The organism is Rhodococcus sp. NPDC056960 (assembly GCF_042674125.1).
GTDB lineage: Bacteria > Actinomycetota > Actinomycetes > Mycobacteriales > Mycobacteriaceae > Rhodococcus_F.
On record NZ_JBHURF010000008.1, the window covers coordinates 30,232 to 47,621 of the forward strand.

A 17,390-nucleotide genomic window follows, 5' to 3' on the forward strand; every position below is an offset into this window, starting at 1 on the left:
ACAGGCGTCACATTTCGTTGAATCGGCGGATCACCCGCCCCTCTCCACGATCCCGGTGGCGAGCGCTGTGAATCCTGTACTGGGACAGAGGTTCAGCGCGTCACCCCGCGAGCGTGCCGTCCGCCACCTCGCGGAGGTGGCGGACGGCACGCCGGGCTTCGAACCTCAGGATTAGCCGGCGTGCGACCGTGTGCCGGCCGCCAACCGGCGGAGGCGGACCCAGTCCACCGGTCGGGCCGGCGGGCGGACGCCGGGACGGTTCCGCGGCACCCGCACGCGCAACGCCCCAGGGGTGACCGTGCACCGCACAGGGGTGGGGATCACCAGCGCCTCGCCGTCGATGCCGGCGGGGATCTCGGGCACGTCGGCGTCGATGACGACCTCACGCGCGGAATGCTGGATCAGACCGTTCTGACGTGCACGATGGAGTAGACCGACGGCCTGGCGCGTGCTGCTCACCGAAATCGTCACCACGCCGAGGGTGCCCCGATCGATACGCGGCCGGCGTCCGAGACCCGCCAGATCCTGCATCTCGTACGGCCCGTTGCTCACCAGAACGGCCTGCGGCCCGTCGATCGTCCTGTCCCCGAAGCGTGCGACGAGCCGTCCCCCTCGCTGCCCCGCGAGCAGGTCCGGGAGCATCCGCAGGATCGTGCCGGTCTTGTCGTCGCGATAGGCGGGGCTCTGCACCACCTCGGCGTAGGCACCGAACGACGCGTTGTTGACGAACGTGCGCCCGCCGACCTTCCCGAGGTCGATCCGGAGTTCGATCCCGTCCGACAACGCATCGAGGCATCGGGCCGGGTCGTCGCGGTCCAATCCGAGATCCAACGCGAAGTGATTGCGCGTGCCCGCGCTGATCACCAGGAACGGAAGATCGTGCTCGGCGGCGATGCCCGCGACCAGAGCCTGCGTGCCGTCACCGCCGGCCACCCCGAGGAGGTCGGCCCCGCGTGCCACGGCGTCCCGGGCCAGCGCTTCGACGTCGACCGTCCCCGGTCCTTCGAGCAGAACCACCTCGGCCCCGAGATCCTCGGCTCGCTTCTTCAGATCGAACTTCCCGACCTTCCCGCCGCCGGAGTGGGGATTCATCACCAGAAAGGGACGTTCCGGTGGTGCGGACGGATGCTCGGGCATCAGCCAGTCCGCGCGGTCGCGGCCGAGTGCGGCGCGGGCGCAGACGACGGCGAGCACTGCGAGCCCCGCGGCCAGCAGCACCACCCACAACAACTGGGCTCCGATGAGAAGTCCGAGCACGACGATCGGAGTCAGGACCAGCACCACCAGCGACAGCCACCGAAGCACACCGCGGCTCGTGAGGAACCAGAACAACGCCGCGACCTCCACCACCACCGCACCGACCGCCACGATCAGCAGCGTCAGGGTGTGCAGTCCGGCGAACACCACCAGCACGGCGATCGAGGCGAAGGCCGCCATGAACGCGGCCCGGGCCAGCCACCGCCGACGCGTGCTCTCGGAGTCCGCAGATTCTGCGGTAGTCCCCTCATCGAGTGTCATCGCCACCACCTCGCCGTCTCGGGCGTCCCTCATCAGTATCCACCCGCCGGCCGCGGCCAGGCCGTTTCACACGAATTCGCCGGATGCTGCCGCAATTGCGGCGGCATCCGGCGATTCGGTGGGCAGACGTCGCGCTAGACGCGTGCGGCCCCGCCCAGGAGGTGCGGGCGGGTGACCCCGACGGGGTTGAGCGCTTCGTAGGCCCGCGCCACGTCGAGGAGGAACAGGTCGTTGCCCGGGGCGGCGACGATCTGGACGCCGACGGGCAGACCGTCGACGCTGAAACCGGCCGGGACCGAGATCGACGGGCACCCCAGCACCGTCACGGTCAACGCCGACGTCATCCAGTCGAGGTAGTCGTCGCAGCGGCGTCCGTCGACGGCGGCCGGGTACTCGAGGTCGGCGTCGAACGGGAGCACCTGGGACACCGGCATCACCAGAACGTCGTGCCGGGTGAAGAATTCGACGGCACGATACTGGATCTCCGCCTGCGCCACCATGGCTTTCGCGACGTCGTCGGCGGACAGCCGGTCCGCCTGCCGGATGTTGTCGAGGAGGGACGGCTTCAGCATGCCGGGGGTGGCGTCCGCCTGCGCTCCGAGATCGATCTTGAACCGCCACGCCCGCAGCGTGCGGAACACCCACTCGGCGTCGGGAATCGACGGCGCGTCTTCGGCGACCACCGCTCCTGCCGCGGCGAAGATCGACGGCTGACGGTCGTGAATCTCGCGGACCGGCGCGTCCAGGGGGAAGAGGCCGCCCAGATCCGCGGACACCGCGACCCGCAGACCCTGCAGACCGGCGACGCCGAGGCGGGGGGTGAGGGCGGCGTCACTGAGCGAGCTGCGGATGCGCGCGTCGGGTCCGGAGATCACCGACAGCAGCAGTTCGAGGTCGTCGACGTTCCGGGCCATCGGGCCCTGCGTCACGAGCGAGTCCCACGGCGCGCTGTTCGGCCAGCACGGCACGCGTCCCGGGGTGGGGCGCAGCCCGACGACGTTGCAGAACGACGCCGGGTTGCGCAGCGATCCGCCCATGTCGCTGCCGTCGGCGAGCGGGATCATGCCCGCACCGAGCGCGGACGCGGCGCCGCCACTCGACCCGCCCGCGCTCTTCGTCGGGTCGTACGGGTTGGTGGTGGTTCCGAAGACCGTGTTGAACGTGTGCGAACCGGCCGCGAATTCGGGGACGTTGGACTTGCCGATCGTGACGGCCCCGGCCGCGGTGACGCGTTCGGCGATCAGCTCGCTGGTCTCGGGCATGTTGTCGACGAGCAGCGGCGAACCGGCGACCGTGGGGAACCCGGCGACGTCGTGAGTGTCCTTGAACGCGAACGGCAGTCCGTGCAACGGCCCCACCGGGGCTCCGGCGGCGGTCTGCTCGTCCGCGGCGGCCGCGGTGGCGTGCGCGCGGTCCAGGTCGAGGCTGACGAGCGCATTGACCGTCGGATTCACCTGCGCGATCCGGTCGGTGTGCAGATCGAGCAACTCCCGCGCCGAGATGTCCCTGCTGCGGAGTCCGGCGAGCATCTCGCGGGCGGTCGAGTAGTGGTCGATGGTCATGTCGAGGTCTCCAGGATCGGGGTGGTGGCGGACAGGTCGCCCGGCGGCGCGGGGGCCGGGGTGCGGGGAGCGGTGGCGCGGACGACGGCCTCGACCACGGCGATCACCGCGAGGTTGAGGACCAGTCCGCAGATGCCGGCGTCGATGTTGGCGAGGTTCAGGTCGAAGACGGTCATCACGATGACGGTGAGCATGCCGACGAGAAGTCCGGCGAACACGGACTGCTTGGCCAGCACCGGTTTGTTCGGGAGGGCCAGCGCCAGACCGGGGGCGAGTTGGCTGAGCCCGCCGAATGTGAGCAGCAGCAGGTTGGCCAGCAGATCGGGACGCGTCAGACCGAGCACCAGTGCGATGGTGGCAGCGGCGATCACGACGAGGTGGTTGAACCGGAGTTTGGTGCGCTCGCTCCGAATCTTCACCAGGTTGTGCGACGCCAGCGTGGAGATGCCGATGCAGATGGCGCCGGCGGGCAGCATCGCCGCGGACGCGGCGGCGATCGCGATCAGTCCGAGCGCCCAGTTCGGCAGGGCTCCCCCGGCCAGCGTGAGCAGGACGGCGTTGCTGCTGGTGCTCCGGTTCAGTGCCAGGATCCCGACGAAGCCCAGCATGATCGGGAGGATCATCACCACCTGGTACATCGGCAGAAAAGTGTTGTTGGAGCGGATGACTCGGCCGTTCTTCGCGGCGAGCAGCGGCGGCCAGAGGTGCGGGGTGGTGAGGAACCCGCAGCCGATCGCGGAGATCAGCAGGCTGGTGGTCCACCAGACCCTGTCGTAGTTGCCGGGATTCACGGTCAGCATCTCGCTGTGCGTCTGCGCGATCTGGCCGAACACGTCGCCGATGCCGCCCGCGAAGTGCAGCGGGATCACGATGGACAGCACCACGACGGCGAGCAGGATCAGGACGTCCTTGACGTAGGCGGTGCGCGCGAGGCCGTGGATACCGGCCCACAGCACGAACCCGACGACCAGGACGGTCGCGACGATCATGCTGAGCGTGCCCGAACTCGCGCTGCCCGTGACGAGGCGGACGATGAGGCCGAGACCGGTGATCTGCAACTGCAGATACGGCAGCAGGAAGATGATTCCGCACAGGGCGACGAGACGACCCAGCAGCGGGCTGCGGTAGCGATCGGCGAAGAAATCGGCCTGGGTGATGTAGCCACGGTCCTTGCTGAGCTTCCAGATCCGCGGACCGATGAAATACAGGGCCACATAGCCGAGCGGGATGTACGGAATGGCGTAGGTGGCGCCGATGCCCGCGGTGAACGCGATACCGGCGACACCGAGGAACGTGAACGTGGTGAACGATTCACCCGCCTGCAGGAAGAAGCTGGTGACCACACCGAAGTTCCGCTTGCCGACCGTCCACTCGCTCAGGCTCTGAGCGCGTTTCCGGCGTCCGCCGACGGCGATCACGGCGAGACCGATCATGCCGGCCAGGGTGATCCACAGAGCCGAGTTCGTCATCGGAGTCGCTTCCTCGAAGCGGAGACCGTCCTCGTACGGCCGGACGAGGCCGAATTCCACCGTCGCCAGCGCGGGCAACAGGAGCAGGACCCACGCCGAGCACCACACGAGCAGGCGGGGCATCCCGAGCCACAGGTCGGCGGTGTTCACAAACGGCAACCACACGGCGGTGACGAGTGCGAGTACCGGAACGACCGGGACGAGCAGCAGCCAACGCCGCTGCGGCGAATCCTCGATCGCCCCGAGAATGGCTTCTCGTTGCATGCTGTTCCTTCTTCCATCCAGGGAGTAGAGGAAGCATGCGTGGTGTGGATCACAGCACTCAACAGCTGAGCGAGTTTCGGCGAAATCGGCCACCGGCCTGTCGGAGATCGCAATCAGGTGCGTCCGAGAGGCCGTCCGATGTCGAATTCCGTCACATTGTCCTGCCGCTGCGCTTGACCGCCTGCACCACCATGTTGGTTTCCAGGGCCATCGCGTCGGCCACCCACGGCGCCGTGGTGATGTAGTCGTAAAGCACCGATTCGTCGGGCGCGGCAATGTTGGCGACCACCTGATATTCGCCCGCCGTGCCGGCCGCGTACCGCACGTACGGCATTTCGAGCATCCCCCGGACCAGCGGTTCGATCCGATTGCGCTGGGTCTTGATGAACAGCATCGCCTCGGCGCGCAGCCCGAACAGGGCCGGATCGACGACGACGCGGAGGCTGATCGCACCCTCGGTGAGCAACGCCTGGACGCGGCGCCGGGCCGTCGCCTCCGACACGCCCGCGGTCCGGGCGAGCGCCGTCGTGCCCACCCGGCCGTTCTGCATCAATTCGCGGATGATCGTCCGGTCGACCGGGTCCCGGGTGCCGCGCTCGAGGTCGGTGAGGAACGACGCCGGGGGCGCCACCCCGCCGATCGCTTGCTTCTCGGCCGGGGTCAGCACCCCGGCCTCCCATTCCCGGACCGTGCGGAAGTACCGCAGGACGGGATCCGTCCAACTCCGGACCACGCCCATCGTCGCGGGCAGTTCGTCCATGACGAGTTTCGGGAGACGGTCCCGGGACACGTGGATCTCGGCGACGCAGTCGGCGGTGCCGGTGAGGACGTACACGAAGATGCAGTCGCTGCGCTGGGCGAGGGCGCTCGCCGCCACCCGCACCGTGCCCGGCGAGCACTGGAGTCGGACGATCGCGGTGCCGCCGCTGTTCGCGACGGCGGTGACGGCCACGCGGCCGGACTCGAGGAGCGCGATGCCGTGCCGGGTGACGTTCCGTTCGGGTTCGCCGAGCGCCTGGGCGATGCGACTCCAGGAGCACCGCCCGTCGACCTGGAGGGCAGCGACGATCCGCTGATCGAGCGAGAACCTGCGTTCGGTCATTGCAGACCCCTGCCCTCCGTGCCATGTGTGCATGGAATGGTATTCGAGTCGGTGACGGCGAATCCAGAGCCGGTCGCGGGCCGGGTCACACCCGCGTGTCGCGCGCCGAAACCGCTGGACTGCACGGTAATACGCCCCGGTCACGGTCGGGGACGCGGACGGCGAACCACCAAAGGTTAGGCTAACCGTATATGGTCGAGCGGAACGGTCCGCATCGCGACACGGGCCGCAGTCGTCCGCAATCGAGAGGTGATCACACATGGAATCGACGGCCGTTGCCGAGTCCGCCGAGACTCCGGCGGACCTTCCGCCAGGCGCGCCGTTCGTTCTCTCCCGCCCGCACGGCACCGTGATCGCCGACGGCATCCGCACCGGATTCGACTCCGCCCGCGACGCCGCCGCGGCCCTGAAGAGCGGCGCCGTGACCTCGGTGGCCGGAGCGCTCGCGTTCGACCCGTCCCATCCCGCCGCGCTGATCGCACCCCGGGCGTTGCGCCGTCACCCGGGAAGCTGGACCCCACGTCCGCATACCCTCCCGAATGTGCGCGCCGGCGCGTCGATTCCCCCGGAGGACGAGCACGTCGCCCGGGTCGCCGCGGCGATTTCCGTGTTGCGGGAGCCCGAGGCCGCACTGCACAAAGTGGTGCTCGCCCGATCGGTGGTCCTGCACACCGACGAACCGCTGCATCCGCACGCCCTCCTCGCCCGGCTCGTGGACAACGACCCCGGCGGCAACGGCTTCAGCGTCGACCTGAGCGCCGCGGGCACCGGCTGGTCGAGACGGCACCTCGTCGGCTCGAGTCCCGAGGTACTCATCCGCCGGCGCGGCGATCAAGTGACCTGCCATCCCCTGGCCGGCTCCGCTCCCCGGAACGCCGACCCCGAGATCGACAGGCTGACCGCGGAGAACCTCGCCTCGTCGGAGAAAAATCTGCGCGAGCACGCGCTCGTCGTCGACGCGCTGCGGGCGGGCCTCGAACCGTTCTGTACCGAACTCGTCATCCCGGACCGGCCCACCCTCACCAGCACTCCGCAACTGTGGCACCTCGGCACACCCGTGTCGGGACGGTTGCGGGACCGCTCGGTGACCGCACTGGACCTCGCCGTCGCGGTGCACCCGACCCCGGCCGTCTGCGGCACCCCGACCGACGCCGCGCGGGCGCTGATCGGCGAACTCGAGGGCGACCGCGGCTTCTACGCCGGTGCCGTGGGCTGGACCGACGCCGACGGTGACGGCGAATGGATGGTCACCATCCGGTGCGCGCAGATCGATGCCGACGGCACCACCGTCACCGCCTACGCCGGGGGCGGCATCGTCGCCGCATCCGAACCGGACGACGAACTCGCCGAGACCACAACCAAACTGGGCACCGTCCTCGCCGCACTGGGACTCCCCCGATGAGCGGCACGACACTGGTGGTCGGGGCGGCCCAGGGCATCGGCCGGGCCACGGCCGTCACCCTGTCGCGGTCCGGTCACCGCCTCGTGCTGCTCGACCGCGACGCCGACGGGCTCGCCGCCACCGCCGCCCTGCTCGGCACCCCGCCTCTCGGCACCGCCGTCACCGACATCCGCGACACCGACGCCGTGACCGGCACCGTCCGCCGGATCGAGGACGAGCATGGCCCCGTGACCGCACTCGCCCACGTGGCGGGCGTCCTCGAGACCGGCTCGGTGCTCGACGCCGACCCCGCGAGCTGGCAGCGCGTGTTCGACGTCAACGTCACCGGACTCGTCAACGTGCTGCGGGCGGTCGGCACCGGGATGCGGGAGCGCGCAGCCGGTTCCATCGTGGTGGTCGGTTCCAACGCCGCGGGCGTCCCCCGCACCGGAATGGGTGCGTACGGCGCGTCGAAGGCCGCCGTGTCGATGATCGTCCGGGTACTCGGCCTCGAACTGGCCGAATACGGGATCCGCGCCAACATCGTCGCCCCCGGCTCGACGGACACCGCGATGCAGCGTTCGCTGTGGTCGGACCCGGATGACTACGCCGGGGCACGCGGAGCGATCGACGGAGACCTGGGCTCGTTCAAGGTGGGTATCCCGCTGGGCCGCATCGCGGACGCCGCCGACATCGCGGACGCCGTCGAATTCCTCCTGTCCGATCGGGCGCGTCACATCACCATGCAGGCCCTCTACGTCGACGGCGGCGCCACCCTCCGAGCCTGACGGACCCGAACAGCCAGCCCGTGAAAGGACTTTCGATGACCACGAGCGTTCGCGCTCCCCTGGAGACCACCACCGGCTATCCCGCCGACCTCGCTGCGCGCTACCGCGACGCCGGGTACTGGACGGACGAGACGTTCCAGCAGTTCCTGCCCGCCCGCGCCGAGCAATTCGGGGACGCGATCGCCGTGACCGGACCGGACGCGTCCGGGGTCGATCGCGCAATCACCTACCGGGAACTGTCGGACCGCGCCGACCGGGTCGCCGCCGGGCTGCAGTCGTCGGGGGTGCGGCCCGGCGACCGGGTGGTGGTGCAACTGCCGAACATCGTCGAGTACGTCGAGGTGATCTTCGCGGTGTTCCGGCTCGGGGCACTCCCGGTGTTCGCGCTGCCCGCGCACCGCGCCCAGGAGATCTCCTACTTCTGCCGCTTCGCTGATGCCGCGGCGTACGTGATCACCGATACGCACGCCGGATTCGACTACCGCACGCTCGCCCGCGACGTGGTGTCGTCGGCCGAGAATCCGCCGCGGATCATCGTTGCCGGCGATGCGCAGGAGTTCACGTCCCTCGACGAACTGCGGTCGGCGGAACCGCTGTCGGCCGGGCCGGCGGTCGGTCCGGAATCCGTGGCGTTCCTGCAGCTGTCGGGCGGGACCACCGGCGTGTCGAAGCTGATCCCGCGCACCCACTCCGACTACCTGTACTCCGTCCGGGAGTCCGACCGCATCTGCGGCGTCGACGAGACCACCCGGATGCTCGTCGTTCTCCCTGCGGCGCACAACTTTCCGATGAGCTCCCCGGGCATCCTCGGCGTCCTGCACGCCGGTGGTCGTGTGGTGCTCGCGCCGGATCCGAGCCCCGACACCGCGTTCGCGCTCATCGAGCGGGAGGGCGTCACGATCGCGTCGCTGGTACCGCCGCTCGCGTTGGCGTGGCTTGCCGCCGCAGGCCGCACGGAACGGGACATCTCCAGCCTGGAGGTGCTGCAGGTGGGCGGCGCCAAGTTCAGCGCCGAGGCCGCCAAGCGGGTGCGTCCCGAACTTGGATGCACGCTGCAGCAGGTGTTCGGGATGGCGGAGGGCCTGGTCAACTACACCCGGCTCGACGACCCCGAAGACACCATCGTCACCACCCAGGGGCGACCGATCAGCCCCGACGACGAGGTGCGGGTGGTCGACGACCACGACGAACCCGCCCCGGCCGGCGCGTCCGGTCACCTGCTCACCCGCGGTCCGTACACCATCCGCGGGTATTACCGCGCCCCGGAACATAATTCGACGGCGTTCACCGAGGACGGCTTCTACCGCACCGGCGACATCGTCCGCCTCACGGACGACGGATACCTGGTGGTCGAGGGCCGCGCCAAGGACCAGATCAACCGCGGCGGCGAGAAAGTGGCCGCCGAGGAGGTCGAGAACCTTCTGCTCGCGCACCCCGCCGTCGCCGACGTCGCGGTGGTGTCGATGCCCGACCCGTATCTGGGCGAGCGGAGTTGCGCGTTCGTCGTGGTCGCGGGCGAGCAGCCGAAGGCGGTCGAACTCAAGAAGTTCGTCCGCGGCCGCGGACTCGCCGACTACAAGGTGCCCGACAAGGTGGTGTTCGTCGACGAGTTCCCGGTCACCGGTGTCGGCAAGATCAGCAAGTCCGAACTGCGCCGGGCACTGGAGAAGACCTTCGTGACGTCGTGACCCCCGGTCATCGGGACAGTCGCCCCAGCAGCGCGGACGCGACGGCGATCCCGAGCACCGCGGCCGCGACGAGCACCCCGAAGTCCAGCCAGTAGTTGGTGGGCTGGCCGATCAGCAGCCCCCTGAGCGCGGACACCTCGTAGCTCAGGGGGTTCACCCGGCTGATCGCCTGGACCCACCCGGGCATGAGTTCCACCGGATACAACGCGTTCGACGCGAAGAACAGCGGCATCGTGATCGCCTGACCGATCCCCATCAGCCGGTCGCGCTTGAGCACGATTCCCGCGATGGCCACGGACAGGCACGAGAAGAACGCGGCCCCCAGCACCACCACCACGACCACGCCCAGCAGGCGCACCGGATTCCACGTCATCCCGACCCCGAGGAGTGCCGCCACCACCACGACGACCACGGCCTGGGCCACCGCGCGGACACCGGCGGCGAAGGCCTTGCCCGTCACGAGAGCCGCACGCGGAGTGGGGGTCACGAGCAGTTTGGTCAACACCCCGGCGTCCCGTTCCCAGATGATCTGGATGCCGTAGAAGATCGCGACGAACAGGGCCGACTGGGCGATGATGCCCGGTGCCAGGTAGTCCAGGTAGGGGACGTCGCCGGTCGGGATCGCGCGGATGCGACTGAACGTCTCCCCGAAGATGACCAGCCACAGAATCGGCTGGATCGCACGGGTCACCAACTCGGAACGGTCGTGGCGCAGTTTCTGCAATTCGACCAGACAGAACGTGGCGATCCGCGACAACAACCGGAGCGGCGATTCAACCCATACGGCGGGCGGTGCGGCGGGCGCTACGGACATCCCGGAGCCCTCCCTTCTCGTCGGCGGTGAGACTGTCACCGGTGAAATGGCGGAAGACGTCGTCGAGCGTCGCGCCGGGCCCCAATTCCGCGACGAGCCCCGCCGGTGAACCCACGGTCCGCAGTTCGCCGCGGTGCATCAGCGCGACCCGATCACACAGTGTCTCGGCCTCTTCCATGTAGTGGGTGGTGAGCAGCACCGTCATCCCGTACTGCTTCTGCATTTCCGTGACCCGCGTCCACACCGAGTCCCGCGCGACCGGATCGAGCCCGACCGTCGGTTCGTCGAGCACCAGCAGCGACGGCCGGTTGACCAGCGCCTGCGCGAGTTCGAGGCGCCGGACCATGCCGCCCGAGAAACTCGACGCCACCCGGTCGGCGACGTCGGTGAGATCCACCATCTCCAGCACCTCGTCCACCCGGTTACGGCGCTCGGACCGCGGCACGTCGTAGAGGCGGGCGAACCAGGACACGTTCTCCCGCGCGGTGAGCGCGCCCTCGATCGACAACTGTTGCGGCACATATCCGAGCAGTCGCCGGACGGCCATGGCCTGAGTGCGCACGTCGCACCCGAAGACGCTCACGTCGCCGTCCTGCAGCGGGAGAAGGGTGTTGAGCAGCCGGATCGTCGTGGTCTTGCCCGCCCCGTTGGGACCGAGCAGGCCGAAGCACTCCCCCGCCTCGATCACGAGGCTCAGGTCGTTCACCGCGGTGTAGTCCCCGAACCGGTACGTCACGTGGAGCAGTTCCAGCGCGTCGGGGGACGGCCGCTGTCGGGCGGCGGTGCGGTCCCTGCGAAACATCATCTGACGACCTCCTGATCGCTCTCCACGGCTCGGTCCGGGTGCAGCGCTCCGGCGAGGCGGGTGATGGCGGGAATGGCGGATTCGATGGCCTCCCGGTCCTCGGCGCTCAGGGCGTCGAATGCGGCGGCGATCTGCACGTTGCGACGGTCGCGCCAGCGCTCGACCTGCGCACGCGCCTCGTCGGTGAGTGCGAGGCGGGCGACGCGACGGTCCGACTCGTCCCGCACCCGTTCGATCAGACCGGCGTCGGCGAGTTGCCGGACGAGCGTGGACACCGTGTTCGCGGCGAGGCCCAGGGCCGCTGCGGCTTCCGCGACCGACGTGCCGGGCCTGCGGCGGAGCAGGCGCACCAACTCCACCTGCGATCCCGTCAGCGGTGTCTCCGGCCACGGGCGGCCGACGCGTCGGCGGGTGTGCCTGCGCAGGAGTCCTATTGCGGCGAAGAGCTGTTCGGCAGGCGCCAGGTGGTCGGGTGCCTCGTTCGGTGCCATGAGAACAATATAGCTCTGTTTCAGAGGTATTACGAGGGCGGCTACGCTCGGGCGTGCAACCGTGTTCGGACAGCCGAGGGTGACGAGGAGACGTCTGTATGTGCCTGGTCCTGTTCGCCTGGCATACCCGCCCCGATCTCCCCCTCGTCGTCGCGGCCAACCGGGACGAGTTCTACGCCCGCCCCACCGAGCCTCTGCAGTGGTGGGGAGACGACTTCGTCGCGGGCCGCGATGTCCTCGCCGGCGGAACGTGGATGGGCGTCACCGCCACCCTGCGATTCGCCGCCGTCACCAACGTCCGCAACGGCACCCCTTCCACCGGCGCCCGGTCCCGCGGGATACTGCCCGTCGACTTCCTCCGCGGCCGGCTCTCACCCGCCGACTACGCCGAGCAGGTGGCCGCGAACGGCGCCGACTACGGCAGCTTCAACCTGCTCGCCGGCGACACCGAGGAATTGTGGTGGACCACCAACCGGCCCCACGGTCGCAGGCAGCGGGTGCAGCCGGGCGTCCACGGACTGTCCAACGCCGAACTCGACACCCCGTGGCCGAAGGTCACCGGCGGCACACAGGCGTTCGCCGCCGCGCTCGCCGCCGACGACGGCAGCCCCGACGCCGACCCGGAGGCGTATTTCGACGTCCTCGCCGACACCGACCCGGCACCGTGGGACTCGCTGCCCGACACGGGCATCGAACCCGAACTCGAACGCGCCCTCTCGTCCCGGTTCATCCACTACCGCGACTACGGGACGCGGGCGTCGACCCTGCTGCGGGTCCGGTCGGACGGGACCTTCGACATCACCGAACGACGGTTCGACGAGAACGGCCCCCTCCCCCCAGGTGAGTGACAAAGTGTGCTCCCGCACGCTTTGCCACTCACGTCAGGCGAGGGAGGATCGGATGACGCCCGCCGCCTGATCGAGCGCGATCCGGCTCGGCGACTTCGGCATTCCGCGCAACCCGAAACCGTCACCCGCAGTGCGGGGAACCACGTGCAGGTGCACGTGAAACACCTCCTGCCCGGCGGCGATCCCGTCGGCCAGGAACAGGTTGACACCCTGCGCCCGCATCGGCCCGCGCCGCAGCGCGGTCGCGATCCGCTGTCCGGCCGCGAACACCGCCGCCCCGTCCCCGGGGTCGAGGTCCGCGAGCCCGGTCGCGTGCCGCCTCGGGACCACCAGTAGGTGCCCGGACGTCCACGGCCGGATGTCCAGGAAGGCCACCACGACGTCGTCCTCGTACACGACACTCGCCTCGGACCGGCCCGAGACGATCTCGCAGAAAATACAGTTCACGCGGGCACCTCCGGTGCTTGTGCGCCTTTGTGGTAGTCCCCGCTACCAGAAAGGCGCACGGGCGGCGAAGCCGCCTACAGGATCGGGGACGGCTGGTACGCAGCCGCCTCGGGGTGGGCGTCGACGAGCTTCTGCACCTGCGCCACGACCGTCGCGACCTGCGACTCGGCGGCACCGATGAACGCCTTCTTGTCGGCGAGGGCCTCGTCGAGCGCGGCGCGGTCGAGGGGCAGCCGGTCGTCGGCGGCGAGGCGGTCGAGGAGGTCGGGTTCCTTGCCCTGCTCGCGCATGGCGAGTGCGACGGCGACGGCGTGTTCCTTGATCACCTCGTGCGCGGTCTCCCGGCCCACTCCCGCGCGCACCAGGGCCATCAGGACCTTGGTGGTGGCGAGGAACGGCAGGTACCGGGTGAGTTCCTTCTCGATGACGGCGGGGTAGGCGCCGAATTCGGCGAGCACCGTCAGGAACGTCTCGATCAGTCCGTCGATCGCGAAGAACGCGTCCGGCAGTGCGACGCGGCGCACCACCGAGCAGAACACGTCACCCTCGTTCCACTGCGCGCCCGCCAGCTCGGCGGCCATGGACGCGTAACCGCGCAGCACGACCTGCAGTCCGTTGACGCGCTCGCAGGAGCGGGTGTTCATCTTGTGCGGCATCGCGGACGATCCGACCTGGCCGGGCTGGAAGCCCTCGGTGACGAGCTCGTGGCCTGCCATCAGCCGGATGGTGTGCGCGAACGACGACGGCCCGGCGGCCACCTGCACCAGCGCGGACAGCACGTCGTGGTCGAGGGACCGCGGGTAGACCTGGCCGACGCTCGTGAACACGTGGGCGAACCCGAGGTGCTCGGCGACCTTCTGCTCGAGCGCCTCGAGCTTGGACGCGTCGCCGTCGAGGAGGTCGAGCATGTCCTGTGCGGTGCCCATCGGGCCCTTGATACCGCGCAGCGGGTAGCGGTCGATCAGCTCGCGGAGCCGGGTGAGCGCGACGAGGAGTTCGTCGGCGGCGGACGCGAACCGCTTGCCCAGCGTGGTGGCCTGCGCCGCGACGTTGTGCGACCGGCCGGCCATGACGAGGCTGCTGTACTCGGCGGCGCGCTCGGCCAGCCGGGCCGCGACGGCGACACCGTGCGCGTGCACGTGTTCGAGCGACCGCAGGATCTGCAGCTGCTCGACGTTCTCGGTGAGGTCGCGGCTGGTGAGCCCCTTGTGCACCTGCTCGTGTCCGGCGAGGGCGTTGAACTCCTCGATGCGCGCCTTCACGTCGTGACGGGTGACGCGCTCACGGTCGGCGATGGAGTCGAGGTCGACCTGCTCCAGCACCCGCTCGTAGTCGGCGAGCGCCTCGGCCGGCACGTCGATCCCGAGTTCCGCCTGGGCACGCAGCACGGCGAGCCACAGCTGACGCTCGAGGACGATCTTGTGCTCGGGCGACCACAACTCGACGAGTTCGGGGCTGGCGTAGCGGTTGGCAAGGACGTTCGGGATGCGGCTCACGAGTCCTCAGTTTACGGCCGGGCTAGAGCTGAACGTGGTCCGGCCGGTCGAGGGCGGGCGCGACCACGTCGACAACGTCGAGCAGCATGGCCCGCGCGAGTGCCCGCAAGTCGGGGTCGTGCTCGCCCAGCGCGGTCACGACGGCCCCGTCGACGACGGCGACGAGCCGTCGGAGTTGTTCCTGCCGGACGTCGCGGTCGGAGCGTCGCAGGGCCTCGGTGAGGACGTCGTCGAGTTGCGCGCGCAGCCGCAACTGGACCTCCCGCAGTTCCGGACGACGCGCACACGCGGTGAACCGCTCGTACCGGGAGATCAGCCGTTCGCGGCAGTCTTCGCTGATGAGGGCCGGTCCGACGAGCAGGTCGAGGAGGAGGTCGACGGTGGATTCGCGGCCGCGCCGGCGGTGCGTGACGTCGTCGACGCGACTGCGCATGACAGCCAGGTCGCGTTCGCCGTTACATTCGACGGCCTTCGCGATCAGGTCGTCCAGCGACTCGAAGTAGTAGGTGGTCGACGCCAGCGGAAGGTCGGCGCGGGTGGCCACCGAGCGGTGCCGGACGGCGTCGAATCCGCCCTCGAGCAACAGATCGGCGGCAGCCTCGACCAGCGCCTGTCGGCGCCGTTCGCCCTTCGGAGTTGCCGCTGATGACACCAATTCATCCTGCCAGCCGAGGGCCCCGAACCAGGGCAAATTGGACGACAGACCGCGAAGTATGTGGACGCCGGAACCCACCCGCGTAGCGTCGGATCGGTGCGGGTGTCGGTGCGGATGCTGGCTCTGGGATGTGCGGCTCTGATGCCGGTCGTTCTGGCGTCCGCGTGCGGGTCCGAGGACAACCCCGCACCCCATCCGGCGCCCACCTTCACCGCCGCTGCGTGCCCGTCGCCGAACGTGCCCGCCTTCCCGCAACTGGACCTCGGCCCCGAATTCACGTGCGGCACCCTCACCGTGCCGGAAGACCGGTCGCACCCGGACGGACGGCAGATCGGGCTCGCCGTCGCACGACTGCCCGCGACTTCGCCCACCCCGCGGCCCGACCCGCTCGTCTATCTCACGGGCGGGCCCGGCGGGCCCGCTCTCGCCAGCGCGGCGCAACTCGCCGATCTCGGACTCAACCGCGACCGCGACGTCCTGTTCCTCGCCCAGCGCGGCACGATGCACGCCGACCCGTACCTGTCGTGCCCCGAGATCGACGAGTTCCAGGCGGCTCAGACGCACCGGAGTCCGCTCGACCCCACGACGGCGTCGCTCGATGTGCAGGCCACGCAGACCTGCCGGAACCGCCTGGCCGGCGGGGGCGCGGACCTCGGCGCCTACGACACCGCGGAGAACGCCGCCGACGTGGCGGACCTGCGGGTGGCGCTCGGCATCGACGAGTGGAACGTCTACGGAGTCTCGTACGGCAGCGACCTCGCGCTGACAGTGCTGCGCGACCACCCGGACGGCGTCCGCAGCGTCGTCCTGGATTCGGTCGTGCCGACGCAGAGCAACATTATCGGGGAATTCTGGCCGAACGCCGCCGAGGGATACCGCGCGCTGTTCGACGCGTGCGCCGCACAACCCGGATGCGCCGGCGCCTACCCCGGGCTCGCCGACGAATTCTCCACGACGGTGAACCGCCTTGCCGCCGCGCCGACGACCGTCGAACTTCCCGGCGGCCGGGTCGTCATCGACGGGTACACGCTCGCGAATCTGGTGGTTCAGATGAGTCTGGCGGCGGGGACGTTCGCCGGACTGCCCGCGCTCATCCACGCGATCGCCGGCGGTGACGGCGTCCCGGCCGCCACCGCACTGCTCGGCACGGTGACACCGCCGGGCCTCATCGGGTACGGCCTCAGCTACGGGGTGTTCTGCGGGGAGGACACCGCGTTCACCGACCGCGAGCAGGTCCGGGCCGACGCGAAGGTCGCGCTGCCGCAGTTCCCGGACTCGGTGCTGTCGCTGGTACCGCAGGCGGCCCGCATCTTCGACGCGTGCGAGGTCTGGGACGTGCCCGCGACCGACGCCGGAGTGCACGACACGACCACCAGCGACGTGCCGGTCCTCCTGCTCTCCGGGTCGCTCGACGCCGTCACCCCGCCGTCGAAGGCGCACGCCGCGGCCGAGACGCTGTCGCGGTCCGACGTTCTCGTGTTCCCCGGGCTCGGGCACGACGTGCTGCAGTCCTCGCCGTGCGCCCCGACCGTCGTCACCGGCTTCCTCGAGAATCCGGGCGGCGACTACGACACGAGTTGCCTCGAGCAGGTGCGAATGCCGGTCTTCACGACCGGCTGACGGCCACCGGTCGGCCGGCGAGGCGACGAAGCCGCCGGGCCATCGTCACCATCGCCGGGAACGTCACGGCGAGGAGGGTGAGCAGCTGGAGGAGCCCGGCGACCTCGTGCAGCGGTGCGCCGCCGGGCATCGCGAACCGGCCGAGCAGCACGAAACAGCCCAGACCGATCACCCCGGCGACCCCGACGTACCGCGCCAGGCCGCGCCAGCGCGGATCGGCGGCGAACCGGCGCGACAGGCCCACCAGGGCCAGGGCGCTGCAGGAGAAGAACATGACACCCGCGACCACATGGTTGCCGGGGTCGTAGGCGTTCCCGCCCTCGTCCTCCCGCAATGGGAACACGGCGACGAGAACCAGTCCCACCGCCGCGGCGCCGAGCAGACCTGGTCCTGCCCAGCCGAACCGCATCGCAGCGATCCCGCGGTGAACAACAGCGGACCC

Annotated in this window: 16 protein-coding genes; 5 read left to right on the forward strand and 11 right to left on the reverse strand. The window is 69.9% G+C overall.

Annotated features, from left to right (window positions below; translation table 11 throughout):
• Nucleotides 1–171: 171 nt before the first annotated feature.
• The 4 genes from ACFTWF_RS14180 to ACFTWF_RS14195 all read right to left on the reverse strand — a co-directional run bounded on the left by ACFTWF_RS14180 (nucleotide 172) and on the right by ACFTWF_RS14195 (nucleotide 5,915).
• Nucleotides 172–1,518: a diacylglycerol/lipid kinase family protein gene (locus ACFTWF_RS14180; RefSeq protein ID WP_378461844.1), complete on the reverse strand. Its 1,347-nt coding sequence runs from the start codon at nucleotides 1,516–1,518 to the stop codon at nucleotides 172–174.
• 134 nt (nucleotides 1,519–1,652) lie between these two features.
• Nucleotides 1,653–3,080, reverse strand: a complete 1,428-nt coding sequence (locus ACFTWF_RS14185; RefSeq protein ID WP_378461845.1) for an amidase family protein — start codon at nucleotides 3,078–3,080, stop codon at nucleotides 1,653–1,655.
• Nucleotides 3,077–4,549 carry a sodium:solute symporter gene (locus ACFTWF_RS14190; RefSeq protein WP_378462096.1) on the reverse strand — a complete coding sequence of 491 codons (1,473 nt, stop codon included), beginning with the start codon at nucleotides 4,547–4,549 and terminating at the stop codon, nucleotides 3,077–3,079. The genes ACFTWF_RS14185 and ACFTWF_RS14190 overlap by 4 nt, the downstream gene beginning before the upstream one ends.
• Before the next feature lie 415 nt (nucleotides 4,550–4,964).
• The gene (locus ACFTWF_RS14195) at nucleotides 4,965–5,915 is read right to left on the reverse strand and encodes an Lrp/AsnC family transcriptional regulator (protein ID WP_378461846.1); all 951 of its coding nucleotides are present in this window, start codon (nucleotides 5,913–5,915) and stop codon (nucleotides 4,965–4,967) included.
• Nucleotides 5,916–6,174: 259 nt separating this feature from the next.
• Between ACFTWF_RS14195 and ACFTWF_RS14200 the strand changes: the two genes are divergently transcribed.
• The 3 genes from ACFTWF_RS14200 to ACFTWF_RS14210 are packed head-to-tail and all read left to right on the forward strand — an operon-like array spanning nucleotide 6,175 to nucleotide 9,772.
• Complete coding sequence (locus ACFTWF_RS14200; protein ID WP_378461847.1) at nucleotides 6,175–7,317, forward strand: isochorismate synthase MenF; 1,143 nt, start codon at nucleotides 6,175–6,177, stop codon at nucleotides 7,315–7,317.
• Nucleotides 7,314–8,084, forward strand: a complete 771-nt coding sequence (locus tag ACFTWF_RS14205) for an SDR family oxidoreductase (RefSeq protein WP_378461848.1) — start codon at nucleotides 7,314–7,316, stop codon at nucleotides 8,082–8,084. The genes ACFTWF_RS14200 and ACFTWF_RS14205 overlap by 4 nt, the downstream gene beginning before the upstream one ends.
• Before the next feature lie 35 nt (nucleotides 8,085–8,119).
• The gene (locus ACFTWF_RS14210) at nucleotides 8,120–9,772 is read left to right on the forward strand and encodes a (2,3-dihydroxybenzoyl)adenylate synthase (RefSeq protein WP_378461849.1); all 1,653 of its coding nucleotides are present in this window, start codon (nucleotides 8,120–8,122) and stop codon (nucleotides 9,770–9,772) included.
• 7 nt (nucleotides 9,773–9,779) lie between these two features.
• On the opposite strand, the gene ACFTWF_RS14215 is transcribed toward ACFTWF_RS14210, so the two are convergent.
• Genes ACFTWF_RS14215 through ACFTWF_RS14225 form a run of 3 tightly spaced genes read right to left on the reverse strand, consistent with a single transcriptional unit; the run spans nucleotide 9,780 to nucleotide 11,882 of the window.
• On the reverse strand, nucleotides 9,780–10,586 hold the full coding sequence (locus ACFTWF_RS14215) for an ABC transporter permease (protein WP_378461850.1): 807 nt from the start codon (nucleotides 10,584–10,586) through the stop codon (nucleotides 9,780–9,782).
• The gene (locus ACFTWF_RS14220) at nucleotides 10,546–11,391 is read right to left on the reverse strand and encodes an ABC transporter ATP-binding protein (RefSeq protein WP_378461851.1); all 846 of its coding nucleotides are present in this window, start codon (nucleotides 11,389–11,391) and stop codon (nucleotides 10,546–10,548) included. The genes ACFTWF_RS14215 and ACFTWF_RS14220 overlap by 41 nt, the downstream gene beginning before the upstream one ends.
• On the reverse strand, nucleotides 11,388–11,882 hold the full coding sequence (locus ACFTWF_RS14225) for a MarR family transcriptional regulator (protein WP_378461852.1): 495 nt from the start codon (nucleotides 11,880–11,882) through the stop codon (nucleotides 11,388–11,390). Before ACFTWF_RS14225 ends, ACFTWF_RS14220 begins: the two co-directional genes overlap by 4 nt.
• A 98-nt stretch (nucleotides 11,883–11,980) precedes the next feature.
• Between ACFTWF_RS14225 and ACFTWF_RS14230 the strand changes: the two genes are divergently transcribed.
• Nucleotides 11,981–12,730, forward strand: a complete 750-nt coding sequence (locus ACFTWF_RS14230; RefSeq protein ID WP_378461853.1) for an NRDE family protein — start codon at nucleotides 11,981–11,983, stop codon at nucleotides 12,728–12,730.
• Nucleotides 12,731–12,763: 33 nt separating this feature from the next.
• Here ACFTWF_RS14230 and ACFTWF_RS14235 read toward each other — a convergent pair whose 3' ends face one another.
• The 3 genes from ACFTWF_RS14235 to ACFTWF_RS14245 all read right to left on the reverse strand — a co-directional run bounded on the left by ACFTWF_RS14235 (nucleotide 12,764) and on the right by ACFTWF_RS14245 (nucleotide 15,325).
• Complete coding sequence (locus ACFTWF_RS14235; protein WP_378461854.1) at nucleotides 12,764–13,177, reverse strand: HIT family protein; 414 nt, start codon at nucleotides 13,175–13,177, stop codon at nucleotides 12,764–12,766.
• A 74-nt stretch (nucleotides 13,178–13,251) separates the two neighbouring features.
• Complete coding sequence (gene purB, locus ACFTWF_RS14240; RefSeq protein ID WP_378461855.1) at nucleotides 13,252–14,673, reverse strand: adenylosuccinate lyase; 1,422 nt, start codon at nucleotides 14,671–14,673, stop codon at nucleotides 13,252–13,254.
• A gap of 22 nt (nucleotides 14,674–14,695) precedes the next feature.
• A complete protein-coding gene (locus tag ACFTWF_RS14245; RefSeq protein WP_378461856.1) occupies nucleotides 14,696–15,325 on the reverse strand; it encodes a TetR/AcrR family transcriptional regulator in 630 nt (209 codons plus the stop codon).
• A gap of 144 nt (nucleotides 15,326–15,469) precedes the next feature.
• On the opposite strand from ACFTWF_RS14245, the gene ACFTWF_RS14250 reads away from it, so the two are divergent.
• On the forward strand, nucleotides 15,470–16,948 hold the full coding sequence (locus ACFTWF_RS14250; protein ID WP_378461857.1) for an alpha/beta fold hydrolase: 1,479 nt from the start codon (nucleotides 15,470–15,472) through the stop codon (nucleotides 16,946–16,948).
• Here ACFTWF_RS14250 and ACFTWF_RS14255 read toward each other — a convergent pair.
• Nucleotides 16,935–17,357 carry a DUF998 domain-containing protein gene (locus ACFTWF_RS14255; protein ID WP_378461858.1) on the reverse strand — a complete coding sequence of 141 codons (423 nt, stop codon included), beginning with the start codon at nucleotides 17,355–17,357 and terminating at the stop codon, nucleotides 16,935–16,937. The genes ACFTWF_RS14250 and ACFTWF_RS14255 overlap by 14 nt on opposite strands.
• Nucleotides 17,358–17,390: the final 33 nt, after the last annotated feature.